Here is a 21472-nt window from a genome sequence, read left to right as displayed (position 1 = left end):
AGTACGTTATCCCCTCCCACTCAGGCAGTTTCCCAGACATTACTCACCCGTCCGCCGCTCGTCACCCGAGAGCAAGCTCTCTGTGCTACCGCTCGACTTGCATGTGTTAGGCCTGCCGCCAGCGTTCAATCTGAGCCATGATCAAACTCTTCAATTTAAGTTTGATGCTCAAAGAATTAAACTTCGTAATGAATTACGTGTTCACTCTTGAGACTTGGTATTCATTTTTCGTCCGAGGACGTTAAGAACCCATGTCACTTTGAGTGCCCACACAGATTGTCTGATAAATTGTTAAAGAGCAGTTGCGACGCGCTTTAGCGCTCTGTCGCGAGGTGGCGTATATTACGCTTTCCTCTTTCAGAGTCAACCCGTTTTTCAGGATTTTTCTCTGCAACCGAACCGGCTGTTTGTGTGAAGTGATTCACATCTGCCGTGTCAGTGGGAGCGCATTATAGGGAGTTCGCCGGAAGTAGCAAGCGTTAAAATAGAAAAATCTTATCGACCGCTCATTATTTGAACTTTTCGCTAATTCATCTTCTTACCATTAAAGGCGCAATCCCAGTGTTCATGCGGCCTGCAGCGCAATTTACGCTAAGATCGGTTTTTGGCGAAAATGTGATTTTTCTCTCTTACCCAACGCCATTATCGCGCCGATGGTGAATTAAGCACCACTCTTGACCCACGACAATGCGCCCGCCCGGCCCTCATTTCTATAATCAGGCCCGTTTCTTCTTACTGGTAATAATCGATGGCTTATCAACTCAACATTAACTGGCCCGAGTTTTTAGAAAAATACTGGCAGAAACAGCCGGTGGTATTAAAAAACGCGTTTCCGGACTTCGTCGACCCGATTACTCCGGACGAGCTGGCCGGATTAGCCATGGAGCCGGAAGTCGACAGCCGGCTGGTCAGCCTGAAAAACGGCAAATGGCAGGCCAGCAATGGTCCTTTTGAACATTTCGACGGGCTGGGCGAAACCGGTTGGTCCCTGCTGGCCCAGGCGGTAAACCACTGGCATATGCCTGCCGCCGAGCTGGTGCGTCCGTTCCGCGTACTGCCGGACTGGCGCCTGGACGACCTGATGATCTCCTTCTCCGTCCCCGGCGGCGGTGTCGGCCCGCATATCGATCAGTATGACGTCTTTATTATTCAGGGCATGGGCAGCCGCCGCTGGCGCGTGGGTGACAAGCTGCCGATGCGTCAGTTCTGTCCGCATCCGGCACTGCTGCACGTCGATCCGTTCCCACCGATCATTGATGAAGATCTGCAGCCGGGCGACATCCTCTATATTCCACCGGGATTCCCGCACGACGGCATAACCCACGAAACCGCCCTGAACTACTCCGTCGGCTTCCGCGGGCCAAACGGCCGCGACCTGATCAGCAGCTTCGCCGACTATGTGCTGGAGAACGATCTCGGCGGCGAGCACTACAGCGATCCGGACCTCACCTGCCGCGAGCATCCGGGCCGGGTTGAAGAGTATGAACTCGAACGTCTGCGCACCATGATGATCGATATGATTCGCCAGCCGGAAGATTTCAAGCAGTGGTTCGGCAGTTTCGTCACCACCCCGCGTCACGAGCTGGATATTGCGCCGGCAGAACCACCGTATGAAGAAGAGGAAGTGCTCGATGCGCTGCTGGGTGGTGAAAAGCTTTCCCGCCTGAGCGGCCTGCGCGTTCTGCATATCGGCGACAGCTTCTTCGTGCATAGCGAACAACTCGACACCACCGATGCCGAAGCGCTGGATGCGCTGTGTCGCTATACCTCATTAGGCCAGGAAGAGCTCGGCAGCGGCCTGCAGAATCCGGCGTTCGTGAGCGAACTGACGCGGCTGATTAATCAGGGCTACTGGTACTTCGAAGAGTAAGAGAGTCGCGATACTGCGGGCAGCCGCCTGGCGCTGCCCGGTTTCTTTTATGACTCATCGTCAGTAAAGAGCTGTTCAATCGATTTGGTCGGATAAAACAGTAAGTTACTATTTTCATCCACGAGCTGTATAAACCCCAGACGAAGATAGAATGCTTTAGCCTTCTCATTAAGGGCTTCAACAAACAATCCGTAGATGCCAACGGCTTTAGACGCTCCCCACACCACTCGCATCGCATGGGCAACCAACATCTCTCCCCAGCCCTGCCCCTGAACAGATTTATCAATGGCCAGCCGCCCGAGGGTTACGCTTGGCGCATTTTGATACGGGATTTTCTTTTGCTGAGTTTTAGACGGCAACATGCCTCGCTCGAAACAACTCCCCGATAAGGTGTAATAACCCAGCAACCTGGGAACGGTATCCCCGGAGACCAGCGCATAACCCCTTAAGATTTGTCCATCGTGCTGCCGCTTGAGGTGCTCTTTTAAAAACGTATTCAGCGCTTCCTCGCCGCAATCAAATCCAGTGATATCGTAGCTGAACGCATCGGCAATCATCTCAATCGTCAGTTGCTGCTCCATTAGCTCTACCTTACCTGGTTTGTAGACGCTTCGCTGCACGTTTCAGTCGATCATTCGGGGCTGGCGGTTGGGTAATCGCCTCCATCACCAGGCTCCATGATTGCTCATTGAGGACCATTCTGCGGTGCTGCTCAATCACTTCCGCAGCACGTTCTGAGGCACTGGCAACCACAAACTGGGTAATCGTCTGATTCGAAATTGCCGCAGCTTCCTCGATGATGCTCTTATCATCATCGGTTAATCTCAAATCTATACGCTGCTTTTTAAGTGCGGGCATACGTTATCTCCGGCCTGTTGCAAACTTCATGTACGGTTATTTTCCGTACATTTAATATAGCGACAGAAAGCCACATACTCAACTATCACTCGCGGATTGCGCCTATTTCGGCAACACTACAATAAACCGCGTCGAGCGCAGATCGGACTGCACCGCCACGCTGCCGTGGTGGGCTCCGACAATCGATTTCACAATCGCCAGGCCGATGCCGCTGCCCTCCCCTTTGCGCTGGCGCGAGGGGTCGACGCGATAGAATCGGTCAAACAGGCGCGGCAGATGCTCGGCGGCAATCGGCGTACCGGGGTTCTCCACCACCAGGCGTACCGTCTCCGCGCTTTCGCTCAACTGGATGGTCACCGCCTGCCCGGCCGGCGTATAGCGAATCGCGTTCGACAGCAGGTTGCTGATTGCCCGCCGCAGCATCAGCGGGTCGCCAATCACCCGGCAATGGCTACCGACAAAACGCAGCGCCACCGCTTTCTCTTCCGCCCACGCCTCAAAGAACTCAAACACCTTATGCACTTCATCGGCCAGATCCAGCGCCCGCTGTTCGGGGATCAGCTGGTTATTATCCGCCTGGGCAAGGAACAGCATATCGCTAACCATCCGCGACATCCGCGAGAACTCTTCGAGATTGGAATACAACACCTCTTCCAGCTCCTGCTGGCTGCGGCTCTGGCTTAAGGCGATTTCAGTTTGCGTCACCAGGTTAGTGATCGGCGTGCGGATTTCATGGGCGATATCGGCGGAGAAGTTGGACTGGCGGGTAAAGACATCCTCTATGCGCTCCAGCATATGGTTAAACGACAGCGCCAGCCGCTCCAGCTCGACAGGCACCGCCTGCGGGTCAAGGCGCACATCGAGATCCCGCGAGGTAATATTCTGGATCTGGCGACTGATCTGGCGGATCGGCTTATGCCCCTGGTAGACCACAAACAGCACGATGGCGATGATCAGCAAACTGATTATCGACGCCGCGGAGATCAGCTTCGCTTTCAGCTCATTAATATAGTGCAGGTGAAAATCGATGGATAAGGCCATCAGCAGGTGGTACGCCGGTTTACCGTCCGCCAGCTTGCCCAGCGGCAGCATGATCAGCCGCCAGGCGCGGGTCTCCAGTGGATGATTATCGTGCGCCATTGCCCGCGGCTGCGGATCGGTCCATGAAATCACATTCCCGTCGCGGAGCTGCATCGCCAGCCCCGGCGTACTCAGCATATGGCTGAGATCCGGCCCGTTGGGCGACTGGAACAGAATATTGCCCTGGCCATCGTCCAGGCAGATGAAGACGTTGGCGTAGCCCGCAATGATATTCTTCACGATCTCCAGCCGCCGCGCCGGTGGGTAGTCAGCGTGGTCGAGGACCGTCTCCAGGGTGGTGCTGAGCTGTCTGAGATCGTGAACGTCGCGCTCTTCAAAGTGGGCCTTCACCGAATGGATCATGATCCAGGTGAAGGCGAAGAAGGCAATGATGGTGGCGAGGCTAATAAAGAAGGTCAGCCGGGTGGCCAGGGAAAAGGGGCGCTTAGCGGCCATCCGGCACCTCAAGCATATAGCCTACGCCGCGCACGGTCTGGATCAGCTTCGGCTCGAAGTCGTTATCGATTTTAGCGCGCAGCCGCTTCACCGCCACGTCGATGGCGTTAGTGTCACTGTCAAAATTCATATCCCAGACCTGCGAGGCAATTAACGACCGCGGCAGCACCTCGCCCTGATGACGCAGGAAGAACTCCAGCAGCGTGAATTCCTTACTGGTCAGGGTGATGCGGGTGGCGCCGCGCGTCACCTTGCGGCTGACCAAATCGACGCTGAGATCGGCCGCCTGAAACTGGCTTTCGACGATGACCGCCGCCCCGCGGCGCAGCAGAGTACGCACCCGCGCCAGCAGCTCCGCAAAGGCGAACGGTTTTACCAGATAGTCGTCAGCGCCCAGCTCCAGCCCCTTCACCCGATGCTCAATGGTGCCCAACGCGGTAAGCAGCAGGATCGGCATGCCTTTCCCGGCGGCGCGCAGCATGCGCACGATATCCCAACCGTTCACATCCGGCAGCATGATGTCGAGGATCAGCAGATCGTAATCGCTGGTCATCGCCAGGTGATAGCCGTTGAGGCCGTTATCGGCCAGGTTGACGACGAAGCCGGCCTCGGTGAGCCCTTTGGTCAGGTACTCTCCGGTTTTCTTCTCATCTTCGACAATCAAAATCTTCACGGCAGGCTCCTTCACGTGCGCTTTGTGCGGGTATTCAATTTTAGAGGAGCGCCTCCGGATAGCAATGAAATATCAGGAAAATGACAGCTTTGTCATTTTCCCGTCACGCCCTGAACAGAGCCCGCTACGTAAAGTAGCCGCCATGGATAAATCGTCGAAACCGTCTGCCGCCATGCGTTCAATACAGCTACTTACCCTCAGCGTGATATTTGCCTTAACCGGCTGTCTGTCGCTCGCTCCGGACTACCAGCGCCCCGCAGCGCCGGTACCGCAGCAGTTCTCTCTCAGCCAGAACAAGCTGGTTACTGCGACAGCGGGCTACCAGGAGACCGGCTGGCGCACCTTTTTCGTCGACCCGCAGGTGAAAAGCCTGATTAGCACCGCGCTGGCCAACAACCGCGATCTGCGGATGGCGACGCTGAAAGTGCAGGAAGCCCGCGCCCAGTACCGGGTTACCGACGCCGACCGCTACCCGCAATTGAACGGTGACGGCAGCACCACCTATGGCGGCAAGCTTAAAGGCGACACCACCACCAGCAGCGATTATGCCGCCGGCCTGAATCTCAGCTATGACCTCGACTTCTTTGGCCGGCTGAAAAACCTTAGCGAGGCCGACCGACAGAACTTCTTCGCCAGCGAAGAGGCGCGGCGCGCAGTGCATATCCTGTTGATTGCTAACGTTTCACAAAGCTACTTCAACCAGCGACTGGCGGCAGCGCAGCTGCAGGTGGCCAACGATACCTTACAGAACTATCAGCAGTCTTACGCCTTCGTTGAAAAACAGCTGCTGACCGGGAGCACCACCGTGCTGGCGCTGGAACAGGCGCGCGGCATGATCGAAAGCACCCGCGCCGATATCGCCAAACGTCAGGGCCAGCTGGCGCAGGCCAATAACGCCCTGCAGCTACTGCTCGGCAGCTATCAACATCTGCCGGACGATAGCGCCAGCAGCGCGGTAGACCTGCAAGGCGTAACCCTGCCGCCATCGCTCTCCTCAGCGATCCTGCTGCAGCGGCCAGATATTCTGGAAGCCGAACACAGCCTGCAAGCGGCCAACGCCAACATCGGCGCCGCACGGGCGGCCTTCTTCCCGTCGATCACCCTAACCAGCTCGCTCTCCGGCAGCAGCAGCGAGCTCTCCAGCCTGTTTAACGCCGGCGGCGCGATGTGGAACTTTATCCCCAAAATTGAACTGCCAATTTTCAACGCCGGGCGTAATCAGGCCAGCCTCGATCTGGCGGAAATCCGCCAGCAGCAGCAGGTGGTCAACTATGAACAAAAAATACAGTCCGCCTTTAAAGAGGTGGCCGACGCGCTGGCCCAGCGCCAGAGCCTGGCCGATCAGATTGCCGCCCAGCAGCGCTATCTCGCTTCACTAAATATCACCCTGCAGCGCGCCACCGCGCTCTATCGTCACGGCGCGGTCAGCTACATCGAAGTCCTGAGCGCCCAGCGCGACATTTTCACCACCCGACAAACCCTGCTGGAACTCAACTATTCCCGTAAGGCAAATGAAATCACCCTGTTCACCGCTCTCGGCGGCGGCTGGATGGAATAACCCAAGGAGTCCCGAACATGAATTCACTATCTAAAATCGCCCTGTTCACCCTGCTCTCTGGCGCGGTGTTCGCCGCCCAGGCCGCCGCCCCGCACGCAGGTATGGCGATGCACGAGCAGCACGCCGCCGCGCAGGCGCAAAGCATCAGCGGCAAAGGCGTCATTAAAGCTATTGATATGGATAACAAAAAAATCACTATCGCCCACGAGGCCATCCCGGCGGTGAACTGGCCGCCGATGACCATGCGCTTCACCATCACCCCGCAGACGCAGCTCAACAATGTGAAGGATGGCGACAGCGTGGATTTCACCTTCGTTCAGCAGGGCAATCTGTCGCTATTACAGGATATCCGCGCCCAATAACGGCCCGGCGACGGTAGGCCCCTCAACAACTGAATGGACGACACATGGCATCCCTGACACTGAAAAATACGGCGCTGATCCTCGGCAGCATGCTGATTGGCGGCGCGCTTACCGCGGCGCTGTACGCCCGATGGGCACCGACCCACTCTGCCGCTCCGGCGGCCGAGCAGCAGCGTAAAGTGCTGTTCTGGTACGACCCGATGTACCCGAACACCCGCTTCGATAAACCGGGTAAATCGCCGTTTATGGATATGGATCTGGTGCCGAAATACGCCGATGAGGAGCATGCCGCCGCCGGTGCGCCGGGGGTGCGTATCGACCCGACGCAGACCCAGAATCTTGGGGTGAAAACCGCCGCCGTTACCCGCGGGCCGCTGCGCTACGCCCAGACCTTCCCGGCCAACATCAGCTATAACGAGTACCAGTATGTGATTATGCAGGCGCGGGCGGCGGGCTTTATCAATAAAGTCTATCCGTTGACCGTCGGCGACAAAGTGAAACAAGGCGCGCCGTTACTCGAGCTGACCATCCCGGACTGGGTGGAAGCGCAGAGCGAATATCTGCTATTGCAGGAGACCGGGGGCACCGCTACGCAGGTCGAGGGGATCCTCGAGCGTCTACGTCTCGCCGGAATGCCGGACGACGATATCCGCCGCCTGAAAGCCACGCGCAAGATCCAGACCCGCTTCACCCTCAAGGCGCCCATCGACGGGGTGATCACCGCCTTCGATCTGCGCGCCGGAATGAACATCGCCAAAGATAACGTGGTGGCGAAAATTCAGGGCATGGATCCGGTGTGGGTCAGCGTGGCGGTCCCGGAATCTATCGCCTGGCTGATTAAAGACGCCTCGCAGTTCAGCATTCAGGTTCCCGCCTGGCCGGGCAAAACCTTCCGCATCAGCAAATGGACCCTTCTCCCCAGCGTCGATAGCGCCACCCGCACCCTGCAGTTGCGCCTGCAGGTCAACAACCCGGATGAAGCGCTGAAGCCGGGGATGAACGCCTATCTGCAGCTGACCAGCGAAAGCGCCCCGATGCTGCTGATCCCCTCCAAAGCGCTGATCGACAGCGGCAGCGAGCAGCGAGTGATCACCGTCGATAACGAGGGCCGCTTCGTGCCGAAAATCGTGCAGGTATTCCATGAATCCGCCGGCGTCACGGCCATTCGCAGCGGGCTGCAGGAGGGTGAGAAAGTCGTCGCCAGCGGCCTGTTCCTGATCGACTCGGAGGCCAATATCGCCGGCGCGCTGGAGCGCATGCGCGCGCAGGCCCCTGATGCCGCGGCCTCTGCCGCCCACGCGCACTAAGGAACGGAACCATGATTGAATGGATTATCCGCCGCTCGGTGGCCAACCGCTTCCTGGTGATGATGGCGGCGCTGTTTCTCAGCATCTGGGGAACCTGGACCATCATCCACACCCCGGTAGACGCCCTGCCGGATCTCTCTGACGTACAGGTGATCGTCAAAACCCGCTATCCGGGGCAGGCGCCGCAGATCGTCGAAAACCAGGTCACCTGGCCGCTGACCACCACCATGCTGTCGGTCCCCGGCGCCAAAACGGTTCGCGGCTTCTCGCAATTCGGCGACTCCTACGTGTACGTGATTTTTGAAGACGGCACCGATCCTTACTGGGCGCGCTCGCGGGTGCTGGAGTATCTCAACCAGGTGCAGGGCAAACTTCCCGCCGGGGTCAGCGCCGAAATGGGCCCGGACGCCACCGGCGTCGGCTGGGTCTTCGAATACGCGCTGGTCGACCGTAGCGGCAAGCACGACCTCGCCGAACTGCGCTCGTTGCAGGACTGGTTCTTAAAATATGAGCTGAAAACCATCCCTAACGTCTCGGAAGTGGCGTCGGTGGGCGGTGTGGTCAAGGAGTACCAGATTGTCGTCGACCCGATGAAGCTGACCCAGTACGGCATCAGCCTCGGCGAGGTGAAATCGGCGCTGGACGCCTCTAACCAGGAGGCGGGCGGCTCTTCCGTCGAACTGGCGGAAGCCGAATATATGGTGCGCGCCAGCGGCTACCTGCAGACGCTCGGCGACTTCAAAAATATCGTGCTGAAAACCGGGGATAACGGCGTGCCGGTCTATCTCGGCGACGTCGCGCGGGTACAGATCGGCCCGGAGATGCGCCGCGGAATCGCCGAGCTTAACGGCGAAGGCGAAGTGGCCGGCGGCGTGGTGATCCTGCGCTCCGGCAAGAACGCCCGCGAAGTGATCTCCGCGGTCAAAGCGAAGCTGGCGTCGCTGCAAAGCAGCCTGCCGGAAGGGGTTGAAGTGGCCACCACCTACGACCGCAGCCAGCTTATCGACCGCGCCATCGACAACCTCAGCCACAAGCTGCTAGAAGAGTTTATCGTCGTCGCCCTGGTCTGCGCCCTGTTCCTGTGGCACGTGCGCTCGGCGCTGGTGGCAATTATCTCGCTGCCGCTCGGCCTGTGCTTCGCCTTTATCATGATGCATTTCCAGGGGCTCAACGCCAACATCATGTCGCTGGGCGGGATCGCCATTGCGGTGGGAGCGATGGTCGATGCCGCCATCGTGATGATTGAGAACGCCCATAAGCGGCTGGAGGAGTGGGAACATCAGCACCCGGGAGAGAAGCTCAGCAACGACACACGCTGGAAAATCATTACCGAGGCCTCGGTGGAGGTCGGCCCGGCGCTGTTTATCAGCCTGCTGATCATCACCCTGTCGTTTATCCCGATTTTCACCCTCGAAGGCCAGGAGGGCAAACTGTTCGGTCCGCTGGCCTTCACCAAAACCTGGTCGATGGCCGGGGCGGCGCTGCTGGCGATCGTGGCGATCCCGATCCTGATGGGCTTCTGGATCCGCGGCAGGATCCCGGCGGAGAGCAGCAATCCGCTGAATCGCTTTTTGATCCGCATTTATCACCCGCTGCTGCTGAAGGTCCTGCACTGGCCGAAGACTACCCTGCTGATTGCGCTCCTGTCGATCCTGACGGTTGCCTGGCCGCTTAACCGGGTCGGCGGCGAGTTTCTGCCGCAGATCAACGAGGGCGATCTGCTGTTTATGCCGTCCACGCTGCCGGGGATCTCCGCTGCGCAGGCGGCGGATATGCTGCAGAAAACCGATAAGCTGATCATGACGGTGCCGGAAGTGGCAAGGGTGTTCGGCAAAACCGGCAAGGCCGAAACCGCCACCGACTCGGCGCCGCTGGAGATGGTGGAGACCACCATTCAGCTTAAGCCACAGGATCAGTGGCGGCCGGGGATGACCATGGAGAAGATCGTCGAGGAGCTGGATAAAACCGTGCGTCTGCCAGGGCTGGCGAACCTGTGGGTGCCGCCGATCCGCAACCGCATCGACATGCTCTCCACCGGTATCAAGAGCCCGATCGGCATTAAGGTTTCCGGCATTAACCTGGCCGATATCGACGCCATCGCCGGGCAAATTGAAGGGGTGGCGCGCAGCGTGCCGGGAGTCACGTCGGCATTAGCCGAGCGGCTGGTCGGCGGGCGCTACCTCGACATTGATATTCAGCGCGAGAAGGCGGCCCGCTACGGGATGACCGTCGGCGATGTGCAGCTGTTTGTATCGTCCGCCATCGGCGGGGCGATGGTTGGCGAAACGGTAGAGGGCGTCGAGCGCTATCCGATCAACATCCGCTACCCGCAGAGCTATCGCGACAGCCCGGAGACCCTGCGCCAGCTGCCGATCCTCACGCCGCTGAAGCAACAGATCGTCCTCGGCGACGTGGCTGAGGTGAAAGTGGTCACTGGACCATCCATGCTGAAGACCGAGAACGCCCGCCCGACCAGTTGGATCTACATCGACGCCCGCGACCGCGACATGGTGTCGATAGTGCACGATCTGCAGCAGGCCATCGGCAAGGAGGTGAAGCTGAAGCCGGGCATCAGTGTGTCCTACTCCGGGCAGTTTGAGCTGCTGGAGCGCGCCAATCAGAAGCTGAAGCTGATGGTGCCGATGACGCTGATGATTATCTTCGTGCTGCTGTATCTGGCGTTCCGCCGCGTCGGCGAAGCACTGCTGATTATCACCAGCGTGCCGTTCGCCCTTGTGGGCGGGATCTGGTTCCTCTACTGGATGGGGTTCCATCTGTCGGTGGCCACCGGGACCGGCTTTATCGCCCTGGCCGGGGTGGCGGCAGAATTTGGCGTGGTGATGCTGATGTACCTGCGCCATGCCATCGAGGCGGAGCCATCGCTGGAGAATCCGCAGACTTTCAGCGTCGATAAGCTCGACGAGGCGCTGTACCAGGGGGCGGTGCTGCGCGTTCGGCCGAAGGCGATGACCGTGGCAGTGATTATCGCCGGCCTGCTGCCGATTTTATGGGGCACCGGCGCCGGTTCGGAAGTCATGAGCCGTATCGCCGCGCCGATGATTGGCGGGATGATCACCGCCCCGCTGCTGTCGCTGTTTATCATTCCGGCGGCGTATAAGCTGATGTGGCTGTATCGGCATCGGGGCAAGCGTAGCCAATAGCCCGCCGCGTTTACGCCGGTCCGGGAAATTGGCTATAGTGGCGCCATTCTTCTGGCCGGCGTGAACGTCCCTATGAATCTGAACCTGGTATGTTATTCCCTGCTGCTGCTCACCGCCGTGGGCAGCGCCCTGCTGCCCTACCCGCTGGCGATGTGGTTTTTACTGAGCAGCCTTCTGACATGGCTTATCTATGGCACCGACAAGCTGGCGGCGCGCAAAGCCTGGCGCCGGGTGCCGGAAACCACGCTGCTGGTGCTGGGCCTGGCGGGAGGCTGGCCGGGGGCCATCCTCGGCCAGCAGTGCTTTCGCCATAAAACGCAAAAGCAGCCTTTCCGGACGCGGTTTTTCATCAGCGTAGCGCTCAACGTGGCGGCGCTGGCCGGGCTGTACGTGGTTTATACCCATCTGCTCAGCCGCTAAGCGGCGAGGCTAGCGCGGCGTCTGGCGGATCCACACCAGGCGATCGACGTCAAAGCCCAGCTCGCGCGCGGTATTCAAGTAATCCTGCTTCACCGCCGCCGGAATGGTGGGGGTGCGCGACAGGATCCACAGATAGTCACGGTTGGGGCCGCTGACCAGCGCGTACTGGTAGTCGTCGTCCAGGCGGATCACGTTATAGCCGCCGTAGAATGGCCCGAAGAACGACACCTTCAGAGCCGCGGTGGTGGGGGCGCCGGTGAAATAGGCTTTCCCGTCGCTCTCATTCCAGCGTTTTTTGACCGGGTCATAACCGCGGTTGACGACGCTGATCCCCCCGTCGCTGCGGGTGCCGTAGGTGGCGGTCACCTGCTCCAGGCCTCGCTCGAAGCGATTCTCCAGGCGGGCGACCTCATACCATTTCCCGAGATAACGGCTGGCGTCAAACCCGCTAATCGGCTGAACGCCCTTCGGCGGCGTGGGCGATTTGCAGGCCACCAGGGTTAACGCGATAGCGACGCCGGTGACAACAGGCCATAGCTTCATGAGAACTCCTTTCATTTACGCGGTTGGGGAAAGTGTAGTGCAAAGCCACTACACTTCACGCCAGCCGTCGTGATTCGTAGTATATTGAGAATATTCTTTGTTAACAGGTGGCCTCCATGCCTTACTCCATCGGCGAATTTGCCCGACTATGCGGGATAAATGCGACCACGCTTCGCGCCTGGCAGCGCCGCTACGGCCTGCTTAAGCCGCTGCGCACCGATGGTGGACACCGTCTGTACAGCGATGACGACGTCCAGCAGGCGCTGAAGATCCTCGACTGGGTGAAAAAAGGGGTGCCGGTCAGCCAGGTGAAACCCCTGCTGTCGCGCCCCGGCGCGCGGCGCACCAATAACTGGCTGACGCTGCAGGAGACCATGCTGCAGCGACTGAAAGAGGGAAAAATCGAGTCTCTGCGCCAGCTGATCTACGACGCCGGGCGCGAATATCCGCGCCAGGAGCTGGTAACCGAGGTGCTGCGTCCGCTGCGCAGCCAGGTCTCCGCCAACGTGCCGGCCATCATGACGCTGCGCGAAATTCTCGACGGCATCATCATCGCCTATACCTCGTTTTGCCTCGAAGGCGACAAGAAGGCGCCCGGGGACAACTTTCTGATCACCGGCTGGCACCTGACCGACGCCTGCGAAATCTGGCTTGAGGCGCTCAAACGTACCGGCCAGGGCCATCGCATCGACGTCCTGCCGGTGCCTCCCGCCGCCCTGGCGCCGGAGATTTTCCCCCAGCGCAACTGGCTGCTGGTCACCAGCGGCAAACTTTCCGCCGCCCGCCAGAGGCAGGTCGAACTCTGGCAGCAGCAGGTCGTCTCCCTCGAGGTGATCCCGCTCTAACCCCCTGTTTTAACCTACATCCCCTCTCTGAGACGCCAGCGCCCGGTGGCGCGGCGGGCTCACGCTTGCCCTTTGCACCACCCGCGATTTTCACTCCTTAAAACACCAATCATAACAACATGATTTTTAACACAAATAAAATATATTTTTCTACAAACTTGGACAAATAATTTTATTTGTGTAAGTTTTAAGTATGCCATTACGCTACCGTATCTAGCCAGGATGTGATCCATGAGCACCTCGCCGTCCGTGATTCGTCGTTTCGTTGAGTACTACGCCGGGCTGGATGCACAGCCGCCCGCGGCGCTGGCCACGCTGTACCATCCGGACGCGACGCTGAGCGATCCTTTTGGTCAGCATCAGGGGCTGTTCGCCATTCAGCGCTACTTTACCCATCTGCTGGCCAACGTGGAGCAGTGCCGGTTCACCATCGACACGCCGCTTTGCGACGGCCAGCGGTTCGCCGTGACCTGGACCATGCACTGGTCGCATCCGCGCATTGCCGGTGGAGAAACCCTGGCCCTGCCGGGCTGCTCGGTGGTGGACATCGCCGGTGAGCAGGTTCTCCATCAGCGCGACTACTACGACGCCGGGGAGATGATCTACGAGCATCTTCCCCTGCTGGGCTGGGCGGTACGCGGCGTGAAGCGGAGGGTGCGCTCATGATGACGGTGCTCATCACCGGCGCCAGCTCCGGGATCGGCGCCGGCCTGGCGAAATCCTTCGCGGCGGATGGCCATCTGGTCATCGCCTGCGGGCGCGATGCGTCGCGCCTGGCAGCGCTCCAGCAGTTCAGCCCCAACATCAGCGTACGCCTGTTCGATATGACAGACAGGGACGCCTGTCGCCAGGCGCTGACGGGCTGTTTTGCCGACCTGATCATTCTCTGCGCCGGGACCTGCGAATACCTTGACCACGGACAGGTGGATGCCGCCCTCGTGGAGCGGGTGATGGCCACCAACTTCCTCGGGCCGGTGAACTGCCTGGCGGCGCTGCAGACGCAGCTGGAGGCAGGCGATCGGGTGGTGCTGGTCAGCTCCATGGCGCACTGGCTGCCCTTCCCGCGCGCGGAAGCCTATGGCGCCTCCAAGGCGGCGCTGAGCTGGTTTGCTAACAGCCTGCGTCTGGACTGGGAGCCGAAAGGGGTGGCCGTCACGGTGGTCTCTCCGGGCTTCGTCGACACCCCGCTGACGCGCAAAAACGACTTCGCCATGCCCGGTCGGGTGAGCGTGGATCGGGCGGTGGCGGCGATCCGCCACGGTCTGGCGAAGGGCAAAAACCACATCGCCTTCCCCACCGGCTTCAGCCTGGCCCTGCGGCTGCTGGCCAGCCTGCCATCGGGTATCCAGCGCCTGCTGTTGCGCAGGATGGTGCGCTCATGAACATCGCCATCATCGGCAGCGGCATCGCCGGGCTGACCTGCGCCTGGCGACTGGCCGGACACCATCAGGTAACGCTGTTCGAAGCGGGCGCCACGCCGGGCGGCCACACCGCCACCGTGGATGTCGCCACGCCGCAGGGCACCTGGGCCATCGATACCGGATTTATCGTCTACAACGATCGCACCTATCCGCGCTTTATGGGCCTGCTCAGCGAGCTGGGGATAGGCGGGCAAAAAACGCAGATGAGCTTCTCGGTCCACAACCCGGCCAGCGGCCTGGAATACAACGGCCACAGCCTGACCTCGCTCTTCGCCCAGCGGCGCAATCTGCTGAAGCCGGCCTTCTGGGGACTGCTGAGCGAGATCGTCCGCTTCAACCGCCTGGCGAAACTGGCGCTGACCGAGGCGCTGGATCCAGGCGCGACGCTGGAGAGCTTCCTCATCCGCCACCGCTTCAGCCCCTTCTTCGCCCGCCACTATATTCTGCCGATGGGGGCGGCCATCTGGTCGTCGTCGCTGCAGGAGATGCGCCGCTTCCCGCTGCCGCTGTTTTTGCGCTTCTTTGAAAACCACGGTCTGCTGGATATTCGCGATCGTCCGCAATGGTACGTGGTGCCCGGCGGTTCCCGGGAATACGTCCGCGCCCTGCTCGCCAGGCTCGGCGATCGTCTGGATCTACGCCTCAACGCGCCGGTGCAGCAGGTGGAGCGCCACCCGGCGGGAGTTATCCTGCGGCTGGCGTCCGGGGAGGCGCATTTTGACCAGGTGATCTTCGCCTGCCACTCCGCGCAGGCCCTGGCGATGCTGGCGGCGCCCACCGATTCCGAACGAGAAGTCCTTGGGGACATCGGCTGGCAGCGTAACGAGGTGGTGCTGCACAGCGATCCGCGCTGGCTGCCGGAGCGCCAGCGCGCCTGGGCCAGCTGGAACTATCGCCTGAGCGACGGGGATCGGGCCCGGGCCTGCGTCACCTACAACATGAATATTCTCCAGGGGCTGCCTGCGGGCGCCCCCCTGTTCTGCGTCACTCTGAACCCGGACGCGCCGGTGGACGATCGCTACGTCTGGCAGCGCTTCGTCTATGAGCATCCGCTGTTTAACCCGCAAAGCTGGTCGGCCCAGCTGCGGCGCGAAGAGATTAACGGCCAGCAGCGGAGCTGGTACTGCGGCGCCTACTGGTACAACGGCTTTCATGAGGATGGGGTGCGCAGCGCGCTCGACGTGGTGCAGGGCATCGCCGCGGCGGAGGGCCACTGAAATGAACAGCTGCCTCTATCAGGGCGTCCTGCGCCACCGTCGCCTGCAGCCGAAGGCGCACCACTTCGTCTACCGCCTGTTTATGGCCTGGCTCGACCTCGACGAACTGGACAAGCTGCCTGAGACGGGCATCCGCCGCAACCGCCTGGCCGCCGCTGCCTGGTACGACGCCGATTATCCGCTGGGCGCGCCGCTGAAGGCCCAGGTGCTGAACCGGCTGGAGAGCCTGACCGGCTGCCGCCCGGCGGGCCGCGTGATGCTCCTGACCCAGCTGCGCTACTTCGGCTTCCATTTTAATCCGGTCAACTTTTACTACTGCTATGACGAAGCCGACACCCTGCGCTGGGTGCTGGCCGAAGTGCGCAACACGCCGTGGAATGAGCGTCATTACTACGCGGTGGACGGCCAGCAGGCGCGCCCGCTGGAGAAAGCCTTTCACGTTTCGCCGTTTAACCCGATGGACATGGTCTATCACTGGCGCTTCAACGCGCCCGGCAAAACGCTGCACATGCATATTGAAAACCATCAGGCCAGCAAGGTGTTCGACGCCACGCTGGCCCTGAGCCGCGTGCCGTTGACCCGCGCCAACCTGCGCGGGCTGCTGCTGCGTCTGCCGATGATGCCCCTGAAAACCGTGCTCGCCATCTACTGGCAGGCGCTGCGGCTGTGGCTGAAGCGCGTGCCGCTGTACAACCATCCTGTCAGCAGGAGTGAACGCTCATGACCGATCCCGTCTTTGCGCTTGAACCCGATGTGCCGCGCAACGTGCGGCTCGCGCGCTGGCTGCTTTTTCGTCTGTTGAGTGGCCTCCGCGAAGGCTCGCTCACCGTGCGCGAAGGGGCGCAGACTTTTCATTTTGGCGACCCCGCCGCCGCGCTGCGCGCCGAGGCGCGGGTCTGCACACCGGAGGTGTACTGGCGTCTGCTGACCGGCGGCAGCCTGGCGGCGGCCGAGGCCTGGATGGACGGCGACTGGGAGAGCCACCAGCTGACGGCGCTGCTGCAGATCCTTGCGCGCAACGGCGAGGTGCTGGGGCGTCTGGAGCGCGGCTTCCGTCTGCTGGGCAAGCCCGTCGCCCGGCTGCGCCACTGGACCCGCCGCAACACTCGCGCCCAGGCGCGGGAGAACATCGCCGCCCATTACGACCTCGGCAACGAATTTTATGCCTACTTTCTGGATGACGACCTGCTCTACTCCAGCGCGTTGTTTACCGATGACCAGCAGGATCTGACCCAGGCCCAGCGGGCCAAGATGGCGCGCCTGTGCGACCAGCTGGCGCTCACTCCCGGCGATCATCTGCTGGAGATTGGCACCGGCTGGGGGGGCGCTGGCCGAGTACGCCGCCCGCCATTACGGCTGCCGGGTCACCACCACCACCCTTTCCCGGGAGCAGCACCGCTGGGCTACCGAGCGCATGGCCCGCGCCGGGCTGCAGGATCGCGTCGAAGTGCTGCTCTGCGACTACCGCGATCTGCGCGGCGAGTACGACAAACTGGTGTCGGTGGAGATGATTGAGGCGGTGGGCCAGCGCTACCTCCCGGCCTTCTTCCGCACCTGTCAGGCGCGCCTGCGCCCGGGCGGCAGAATGGCCCTGCAGGCGATCACCATCCAGGATCAGCGCTATCGCGACTACAGCAAAAGCGTCGATTTTATCCAGCGCTACATCTTCCCCGGCGGCTTTTTGCCCAGCATCACGGCAATGAGCGAGCTGATGACCCGCCACACCGATTTTGTGGTACGCAACCTGTTCGACATGGGCCCGGACTATGCCCGCACCCTGGCGCACTGGCGACAGCGCTTTACCCACGCCTGGCAGGATATTGAAAAGCTCGGCTTTGATGAGCGCTTCCGCCGGATGTGGCTCTACTACTTCGGCTACTGCGAAGCCGGATTTAACGCCCGCACCATCAGCGTGGTGCAGCTCACCGCGGAGCGGGTATGACACGCCCGGCGCAGCATCTGCTGATGGCCCTCGCGTTCGATGTTTACTGGACGCTGGTGGTGATGTTGCGCGAGCGCGGTCTGCTGATCTGGCTGACGCTGGCCATTTTCGCCTGGCTGCGGTTGCCGGCGGCCAGTCGTCCGCCCGCCCTGCTGTTGGCCGCGGCGGGCTGCGGCCTGGACGCCTGCTGGGCGCTGGCGGGGCTGATCGATTTTCGCGGCGACAGCCTGCTGCCCCTGTGGATGGTGGCCCTGTGGCTGATGTTCGCCGTCGTCTGGACCCGACTGACCCGCACCGCGACGCTTCCCGGCTGGGTGCTGGCCACGGCGGCGACCCTCGGCGGCCCGGTGGCCTACCTGATCGGCGCTCGCCTCGGAGCCATGACCCTGCTGGTGCCGATGGCGCTTGCCGTGGCCGCCATGGCCTGCGGCTGGCTGGTGCTCATGCTGTTATTCCATCTGGGGATGGGGAGGCGAAAATGAGATTCGCGCTGTTACTGCTATGGCTGACCGCCCTCGCCCCGGCGGCCCACGCCGCCGACTGGCTGACGTGGCGCCGCGTCGGCGAGGCGACCCTCACCTGGGGGCCGTTCACCGTCTATCACTCGCAGCTGCGTACGCCCAATGGCCGGTATGACGGCCCGCAGCAGGATCGGGCGCTGATCATCACCTACCGGCGCGACATCGATCGCGAGGCGCTGGTGGAGGCCACCCGCGACCAGTGGCAGGCGCAGGGCATTCTGCAGCAGGAACCGCGCAGCGAAGCCTGGCTACGCATGCTGCAGGGGATCTGGCCGGACGTCGCGCCGGGCAGCCAGCTGGCGTTCGTGGTCCGCGGCGGCGAGGGGCAGTTCTGGTACCGCGCCAGCGCCGCGCAGACCGCCTTTACCCCGCTCGGCCCGCGCCAGTCGGCGGCGTTCAGCACCCGCTTTCTCGCCATCTGGCTCGATCCGCGCACCACTTATCCCGAACTGCGTCAGCAGTTGATCGGAGGTACACCATGAAACGCATTCTGACCCTTGGCCTGGCGCTGCTGATGCTGATCCTCGCCGGCTGCAGCACCGAGGTTACGGAGTACCGGCAGCAGCAGCCCGCCCTCGACATCTTTCACTATTTTCAAGGGCGAACCGAGGCGTGGGGGATGGTGCAGGATCGCAGCGGCAAGCAGCTGCGCCGCTTCCATGTTGAGATCGATGGCGACGTCGTCGGCGACACCCTGACGCTCCATGAGCGCTTTGTCTATGACGACGGCGAGAAGCAGCAGCGGGTATGGCGCATTCGCCGCACCGGCGATAACCGTTATCAGGGCACCGCCGGCGATATCGAAGGCGTGGCCAGCGGCCAGGCGGCAGGCAATGCCTTTCACTGGCGCTACAGCATGAACGTCGAGGCCAGCGGCAGCCGGTGGCTGCTGCACTTTGACGACTGGATGTTCCTGCAGGACGGCAGCCATTTATTTAACAAAACCGAGATGAAGAAATTCGGCATTACGGTCGCCACCGTGACCCTTTTCTTTACCCGAACCACAGCAGAAGAGAGGACAGCGCCATGAACACGCAACCTGTCATTGGGATCAGCGGATGTTTAACCGGCTCAGCCGTGCGATTCGACGGCGGGCATAAGCGTATGGGCTTTGTGATGGATGAGCTCGCGCAGTGGGTGGCGTTTAAACCCGTCTGCCCGGAGATGGCGATCGGCCTGCCCGTTCCCCGCCCGGCGCTCCGCCTGGTGCAGACCCCGGTCGGGGAGATCCGCATGCGCTTCAGCCACGCCCCGCACGAGGATGTGACGGAGAAGATGGCTGATTTCGCCAGCGCCCACCTGGCAACCCTGGGCGAGCTGTCGGGCTTTATCGTCTGCGCCAAATCGCCGAGCTGCGGAATGGAGCGCGTGCGGTTGTACGATGAAAAAGGCAATCGCGGGCGTAAGGAAGGCGTGGGGCTGTTTACCGGCGCCCTGATGGCGCGCTACCCGTGGCTGCCGGTGGAAGAGGATGGCCGGCTGCACGATCCGCTGCTGCGGGAGAATTTTGTCGAGCGCGTTTTCGCTCTGCATGAACTCAACGCCCTGCGCGCCCGCGGCCTGACCCGCCACGGCCTGCTGGCCTTTCACAGCCGCTACAAGCTGCAGCTGCTGGCTCACCACCAGGCGGGCTACCGGGAAATCGGCCCGTTCGTCGCCTCGCTGCATGAATGGGAGGATCTGGAGGCTTTCTTCGAGGTTTACCGCGAGAAGCTGATGGCGATCCTCAAGCAGCCCGCCTCGCGGAAAAACCACACCAACGTGCTGATGCATATTCAGGGTTATTTCCGCGACCAGCTGAACAGCCGCCAGCGCGGCGAGCTGCGGGAGGTGATCCTCAACTATCGCGCCGGGCTGCTGCCGATCCTCGCCCCGCTGACGCTGCTTAAGCACTATCTGGCCGAGTATCCGGATCGCTACCTGCAGGCGCAGAACTATTTTGACCCCTACCCGCAGGATCTGGCCCTGCGCCTGACGGTGAACTGAGGGAGTTGGCCTGGACCAGCTGCCCGGCGGCGCTGCGCTTGCGCGGGCCTACGGGGGGAACCCGCAGGAAGGAACGTAGGCCGGATAAGGCATTTATGCCGCCATCCGGCACTATCGCAGGTATGGAGCCTGACCGCCCGGCGGCGCTGCGCTTGCCGGTCCTGGGGGGGGAGCCCGCAGGAAGGAACGTAGGCCGGATAAGGCATTTATGCCGCCATCCGGCATAAATGGAGCGCACCAGTTGTAGCCCGGCTAAGCGTAGCGCCAGCCGGGAACGCTCCTTCGACAACGTTATCGCATCAGAACCACGCCTCAAACATCCCGCCGACGTTCAGCGAATCCAGCTGCTGGTCCTGGGTGCCGTTTACCTTCGCGGTGTGCTCGTTATCCACCTGGCCGCCGGTGACGTAGAAGCGCAGCATCGGGCGGAACTCCGGCCCCATGCCGATGGCGATGTTCTGCGACAGCGTCAGCTTCCAGCCGTGGTTATCCCCGCCCTGGTCGTAATCCACGCGCTGGTAGCCCGCTTCCAGCCAGGTGGAGTGCACGTCGTTCCAGAAATACATCGGCCGGACGATGGCGCCGTAGTTTTTACGGTTGTCGGTGTTGTCCTTGCCGTTGTCGTAGTCGTGGAAGGCCAGCAGATATTCCACCTGCGCCTGCTGGGTGAACTTATGGCTGCCCTCGAAGCTGGCGTAGACCGTGGTCAGGTCGTCGGTTTTGTTATAGACGCTGTTATCCGAGTTATCGGAGTAGCGCAGGATCACCTTGTTCACCCCGCTGTCGTTGGTGTGGCTCAGCACCAGCCCGCCCTGCCAGGCTTCGAGACGCGCGTCGCTGTCCACCGCCTTCGAGTCAAAGCCGTAGTTGGCGTACACCTCGACGTCGATCGGCCCGGCCTTGATGTTGTGGGTTTTGGTGGTCAGCGCGTAGTGGCCGTTGTCGCCGGTGTCGGAGCTGCCGGTACAGGTGATGCGCGACGGGTTGGTCTCGTCGGCCATCACTTCCGGGCTGCAGGATTTCACCTGCGACACCGCCGCCACGTCGAACTGCACGCCGCCGATATCAAAGTTCTTTACCCCGGCGCCCTGGCCGTCGTGGTTCATCCAGAAGTAGTCGTTGATCCCCTGTTGCGGACGCTGGTGGAAGTCGCGGCCGGCCCAGAGATAGGCGTTGGGGTTGGATTCCAGCACGTTGGTGACGCCGACGTAGGCCTTCTTCAGGTTAACTTCGTCGCTCCAGTGGTCGAACA

At 61.3% G+C, this 21472-nt stretch carries 21 protein-coding genes, 1 rRNA gene and 1 pseudogene; 16 read left to right on the top strand and 7 right to left on the bottom strand.

The window, feature by feature from the left end:
• Window positions 1-157, bottom strand: a 16S ribosomal RNA gene (locus HMPREF1024_RS0127695); the annotation flags it as partial.
• Between the two features lie 591 nt (window positions 158-748).
• Between HMPREF1024_RS0127695 and HMPREF1024_RS01640 the strand changes: the two genes are divergently transcribed.
• Window positions 749-1870: a cupin domain-containing protein gene (locus tag HMPREF1024_RS01640; RefSeq protein WP_009309849.1), complete on the top strand. Its 1122-nt coding sequence runs from the start codon at window positions 749-751 to the stop codon at window positions 1868-1870.
• A 47-nt stretch (window positions 1871-1917) separates the two neighbouring features.
• Here the strand turns inward: HMPREF1024_RS01640 and kacT are convergent, their stop codons facing one another.
• The 4 genes from kacT to cusR form a co-directional block, all read right to left on the bottom strand.
• Complete coding sequence (kacT, locus tag HMPREF1024_RS01645) at window positions 1918-2451, bottom strand: type II toxin-antitoxin system toxin KacT (protein WP_004178461.1); 534 nt, start codon at window positions 2449-2451, stop codon at window positions 1918-1920.
• Between the two features lie 10 nt (window positions 2452-2461).
• Window positions 2462-2728: a type II toxin-antitoxin system antitoxin KacA gene (gene kacA / locus HMPREF1024_RS01650; protein ID WP_002887278.1), complete on the bottom strand. Its 267-nt coding sequence runs from the start codon at window positions 2726-2728 to the stop codon at window positions 2462-2464.
• Window positions 2729-2830: 102 nt separating this feature from the next.
• A complete protein-coding gene (locus HMPREF1024_RS01655) occupies window positions 2831-4264 on the bottom strand; it encodes a Cu(+)/Ag(+) sensor histidine kinase (protein WP_009309848.1) in 1434 nt (477 codons plus the stop codon).
• Complete coding sequence (gene cusR / locus HMPREF1024_RS01660) at window positions 4254-4937, bottom strand: copper response regulator transcription factor CusR (RefSeq protein ID WP_009309847.1); 684 nt, start codon at window positions 4935-4937, stop codon at window positions 4254-4256. The genes HMPREF1024_RS01655 and cusR overlap by 11 nt, the downstream gene beginning before the upstream one ends.
• Before the next feature lie 172 nt (window positions 4938-5109).
• Between cusR and HMPREF1024_RS01665 the strand changes: the two genes are divergently transcribed.
• From HMPREF1024_RS01665 to HMPREF1024_RS01685, 5 genes are all read left to right on the top strand, one after another.
• Complete coding sequence (locus HMPREF1024_RS01665) at window positions 5110-6495, top strand: efflux transporter outer membrane subunit (protein WP_032451447.1); 1386 nt, start codon at window positions 5110-5112, stop codon at window positions 6493-6495.
• A gap of 17 nt (window positions 6496-6512) precedes the next feature.
• Window positions 6513-6857: a cation efflux system protein CusF gene (cusF, locus tag HMPREF1024_RS01670; protein WP_004192220.1), complete on the top strand. Its 345-nt coding sequence runs from the start codon at window positions 6513-6515 to the stop codon at window positions 6855-6857.
• Window positions 6858-6901: 44 nt separating this feature from the next.
• Window positions 6902-8164 (top strand): efflux RND transporter periplasmic adaptor subunit, encoded by a 1263-nt coding sequence (locus tag HMPREF1024_RS01675; protein ID WP_009309845.1) that lies wholly within the window; start codon window positions 6902-6904, stop codon window positions 8162-8164.
• An 11-nt stretch (window positions 8165-8175) separates the two neighbouring features.
• Entirely contained in the window at window positions 8176-11325 is a 3150-nt protein-coding gene (locus HMPREF1024_RS01680; RefSeq protein WP_009309844.1) for a CusA/CzcA family heavy metal efflux RND transporter, read from the top strand.
• A gap of 72 nt (window positions 11326-11397) precedes the next feature.
• The gene (locus HMPREF1024_RS01685; RefSeq protein WP_009309843.1) at window positions 11398-11745 is read left to right on the top strand and encodes a DUF1294 domain-containing protein; all 348 of its coding nucleotides are present in this window, start codon (window positions 11398-11400) and stop codon (window positions 11743-11745) included.
• Between the two features lie 9 nt (window positions 11746-11754).
• Here HMPREF1024_RS01685 and HMPREF1024_RS01690 read toward each other — a convergent pair whose 3' ends face one another.
• On the bottom strand, window positions 11755-12288 hold the full coding sequence (locus HMPREF1024_RS01690) for a lipocalin family protein (RefSeq protein WP_009309842.1): 534 nt from the start codon (window positions 12286-12288) through the stop codon (window positions 11755-11757).
• 116 nt (window positions 12289-12404) lie between these two features.
• On the opposite strand from HMPREF1024_RS01690, the gene HMPREF1024_RS01695 reads away from it, so the two are divergent.
• The 10 genes and pseudogenes from HMPREF1024_RS01695 to HMPREF1024_RS01735 all read left to right on the top strand — a co-directional run bounded on the left by HMPREF1024_RS01695 (window position 12405) and on the right by HMPREF1024_RS01735 (window position 20220).
• Window positions 12405-13133, top strand: coding sequence for a MerR family transcriptional regulator (locus tag HMPREF1024_RS01695; protein WP_002887258.1), 729 nt, complete (start codon window positions 12405-12407; stop codon window positions 13131-13133).
• Between the two features lie 231 nt (window positions 13134-13364).
• Window positions 13365-13799 carry a nuclear transport factor 2 family protein gene (locus HMPREF1024_RS01700; protein WP_002887256.1) on the top strand — a complete coding sequence of 145 codons (435 nt, stop codon included), beginning with the start codon at window positions 13365-13367 and terminating at the stop codon, window positions 13797-13799.
• Window positions 13796-14515 (top strand): SDR family NAD(P)-dependent oxidoreductase, encoded by a 720-nt coding sequence (locus HMPREF1024_RS01705; RefSeq protein ID WP_004872509.1) that lies wholly within the window; start codon window positions 13796-13798, stop codon window positions 14513-14515. Before HMPREF1024_RS01700 ends, HMPREF1024_RS01705 begins: the two co-directional genes overlap by 4 nt.
• Window positions 14512-15771 (top strand): NAD(P)/FAD-dependent oxidoreductase, encoded by a 1260-nt coding sequence (locus HMPREF1024_RS01710; RefSeq protein ID WP_009309841.1) that lies wholly within the window; start codon window positions 14512-14514, stop codon window positions 15769-15771. Before HMPREF1024_RS01705 ends, HMPREF1024_RS01710 begins: the two co-directional genes overlap by 4 nt.
• Before the next feature lies 1 nt (window position 15772).
• Window positions 15773-16495, top strand: a complete 723-nt coding sequence (locus HMPREF1024_RS01715; protein WP_009309840.1) for a DUF1365 domain-containing protein — start codon at window positions 15773-15775, stop codon at window positions 16493-16495.
• A pseudogene (locus HMPREF1024_RS0127685) lies at window positions 16492-17713 on the top strand (class I SAM-dependent methyltransferase). The gene HMPREF1024_RS01715 and the pseudogene HMPREF1024_RS0127685 overlap by 4 nt, the downstream one beginning before the upstream one ends.
• Entirely contained in the window at window positions 17710-18195 is a 486-nt protein-coding gene (locus HMPREF1024_RS01720; protein WP_009309837.1) for a DUF2878 domain-containing protein, read from the top strand. The pseudogene HMPREF1024_RS0127685 and the gene HMPREF1024_RS01720 overlap by 4 nt, the downstream one beginning before the upstream one ends.
• The gene (locus HMPREF1024_RS01725; protein ID WP_004894585.1) at window positions 18192-18716 is read left to right on the top strand and encodes a hypothetical protein; all 525 of its coding nucleotides are present in this window, start codon (window positions 18192-18194) and stop codon (window positions 18714-18716) included. The genes HMPREF1024_RS01720 and HMPREF1024_RS01725 overlap by 4 nt, the downstream gene beginning before the upstream one ends.
• Window positions 18713-19264, top strand: coding sequence for a DUF3833 domain-containing protein (locus tag HMPREF1024_RS01730; protein ID WP_004177586.1), 552 nt, complete (start codon window positions 18713-18715; stop codon window positions 19262-19264). The genes HMPREF1024_RS01725 and HMPREF1024_RS01730 overlap by 4 nt, the downstream gene beginning before the upstream one ends.
• Window positions 19261-20220: a DUF523 and DUF1722 domain-containing protein gene (locus HMPREF1024_RS01735; RefSeq protein ID WP_004178436.1), complete on the top strand. Its 960-nt coding sequence runs from the start codon at window positions 19261-19263 to the stop codon at window positions 20218-20220. The genes HMPREF1024_RS01730 and HMPREF1024_RS01735 overlap by 4 nt, the downstream gene beginning before the upstream one ends.
• A gap of 299 nt (window positions 20221-20519) precedes the next feature.
• Here HMPREF1024_RS01735 and HMPREF1024_RS01740 read toward each other — a convergent pair.
• The coding region (locus tag HMPREF1024_RS01740) for a carbohydrate porin (RefSeq protein WP_009309836.1) at window positions 20520-21472 on the bottom strand (953 nt) is incomplete at its 5' end.

The sequence above is a fragment of the Klebsiella sp. 4_1_44FAA genome (genome assembly GCF_000238715.1).
Lineage (GTDB): Bacteria > Pseudomonadota > Gammaproteobacteria > Enterobacterales > Enterobacteriaceae > Klebsiella > Klebsiella pneumoniae.
Note: the sequence above shows the minus strand (reverse complement) of the source record. Positions and strands in the feature narration are given on the sequence as shown.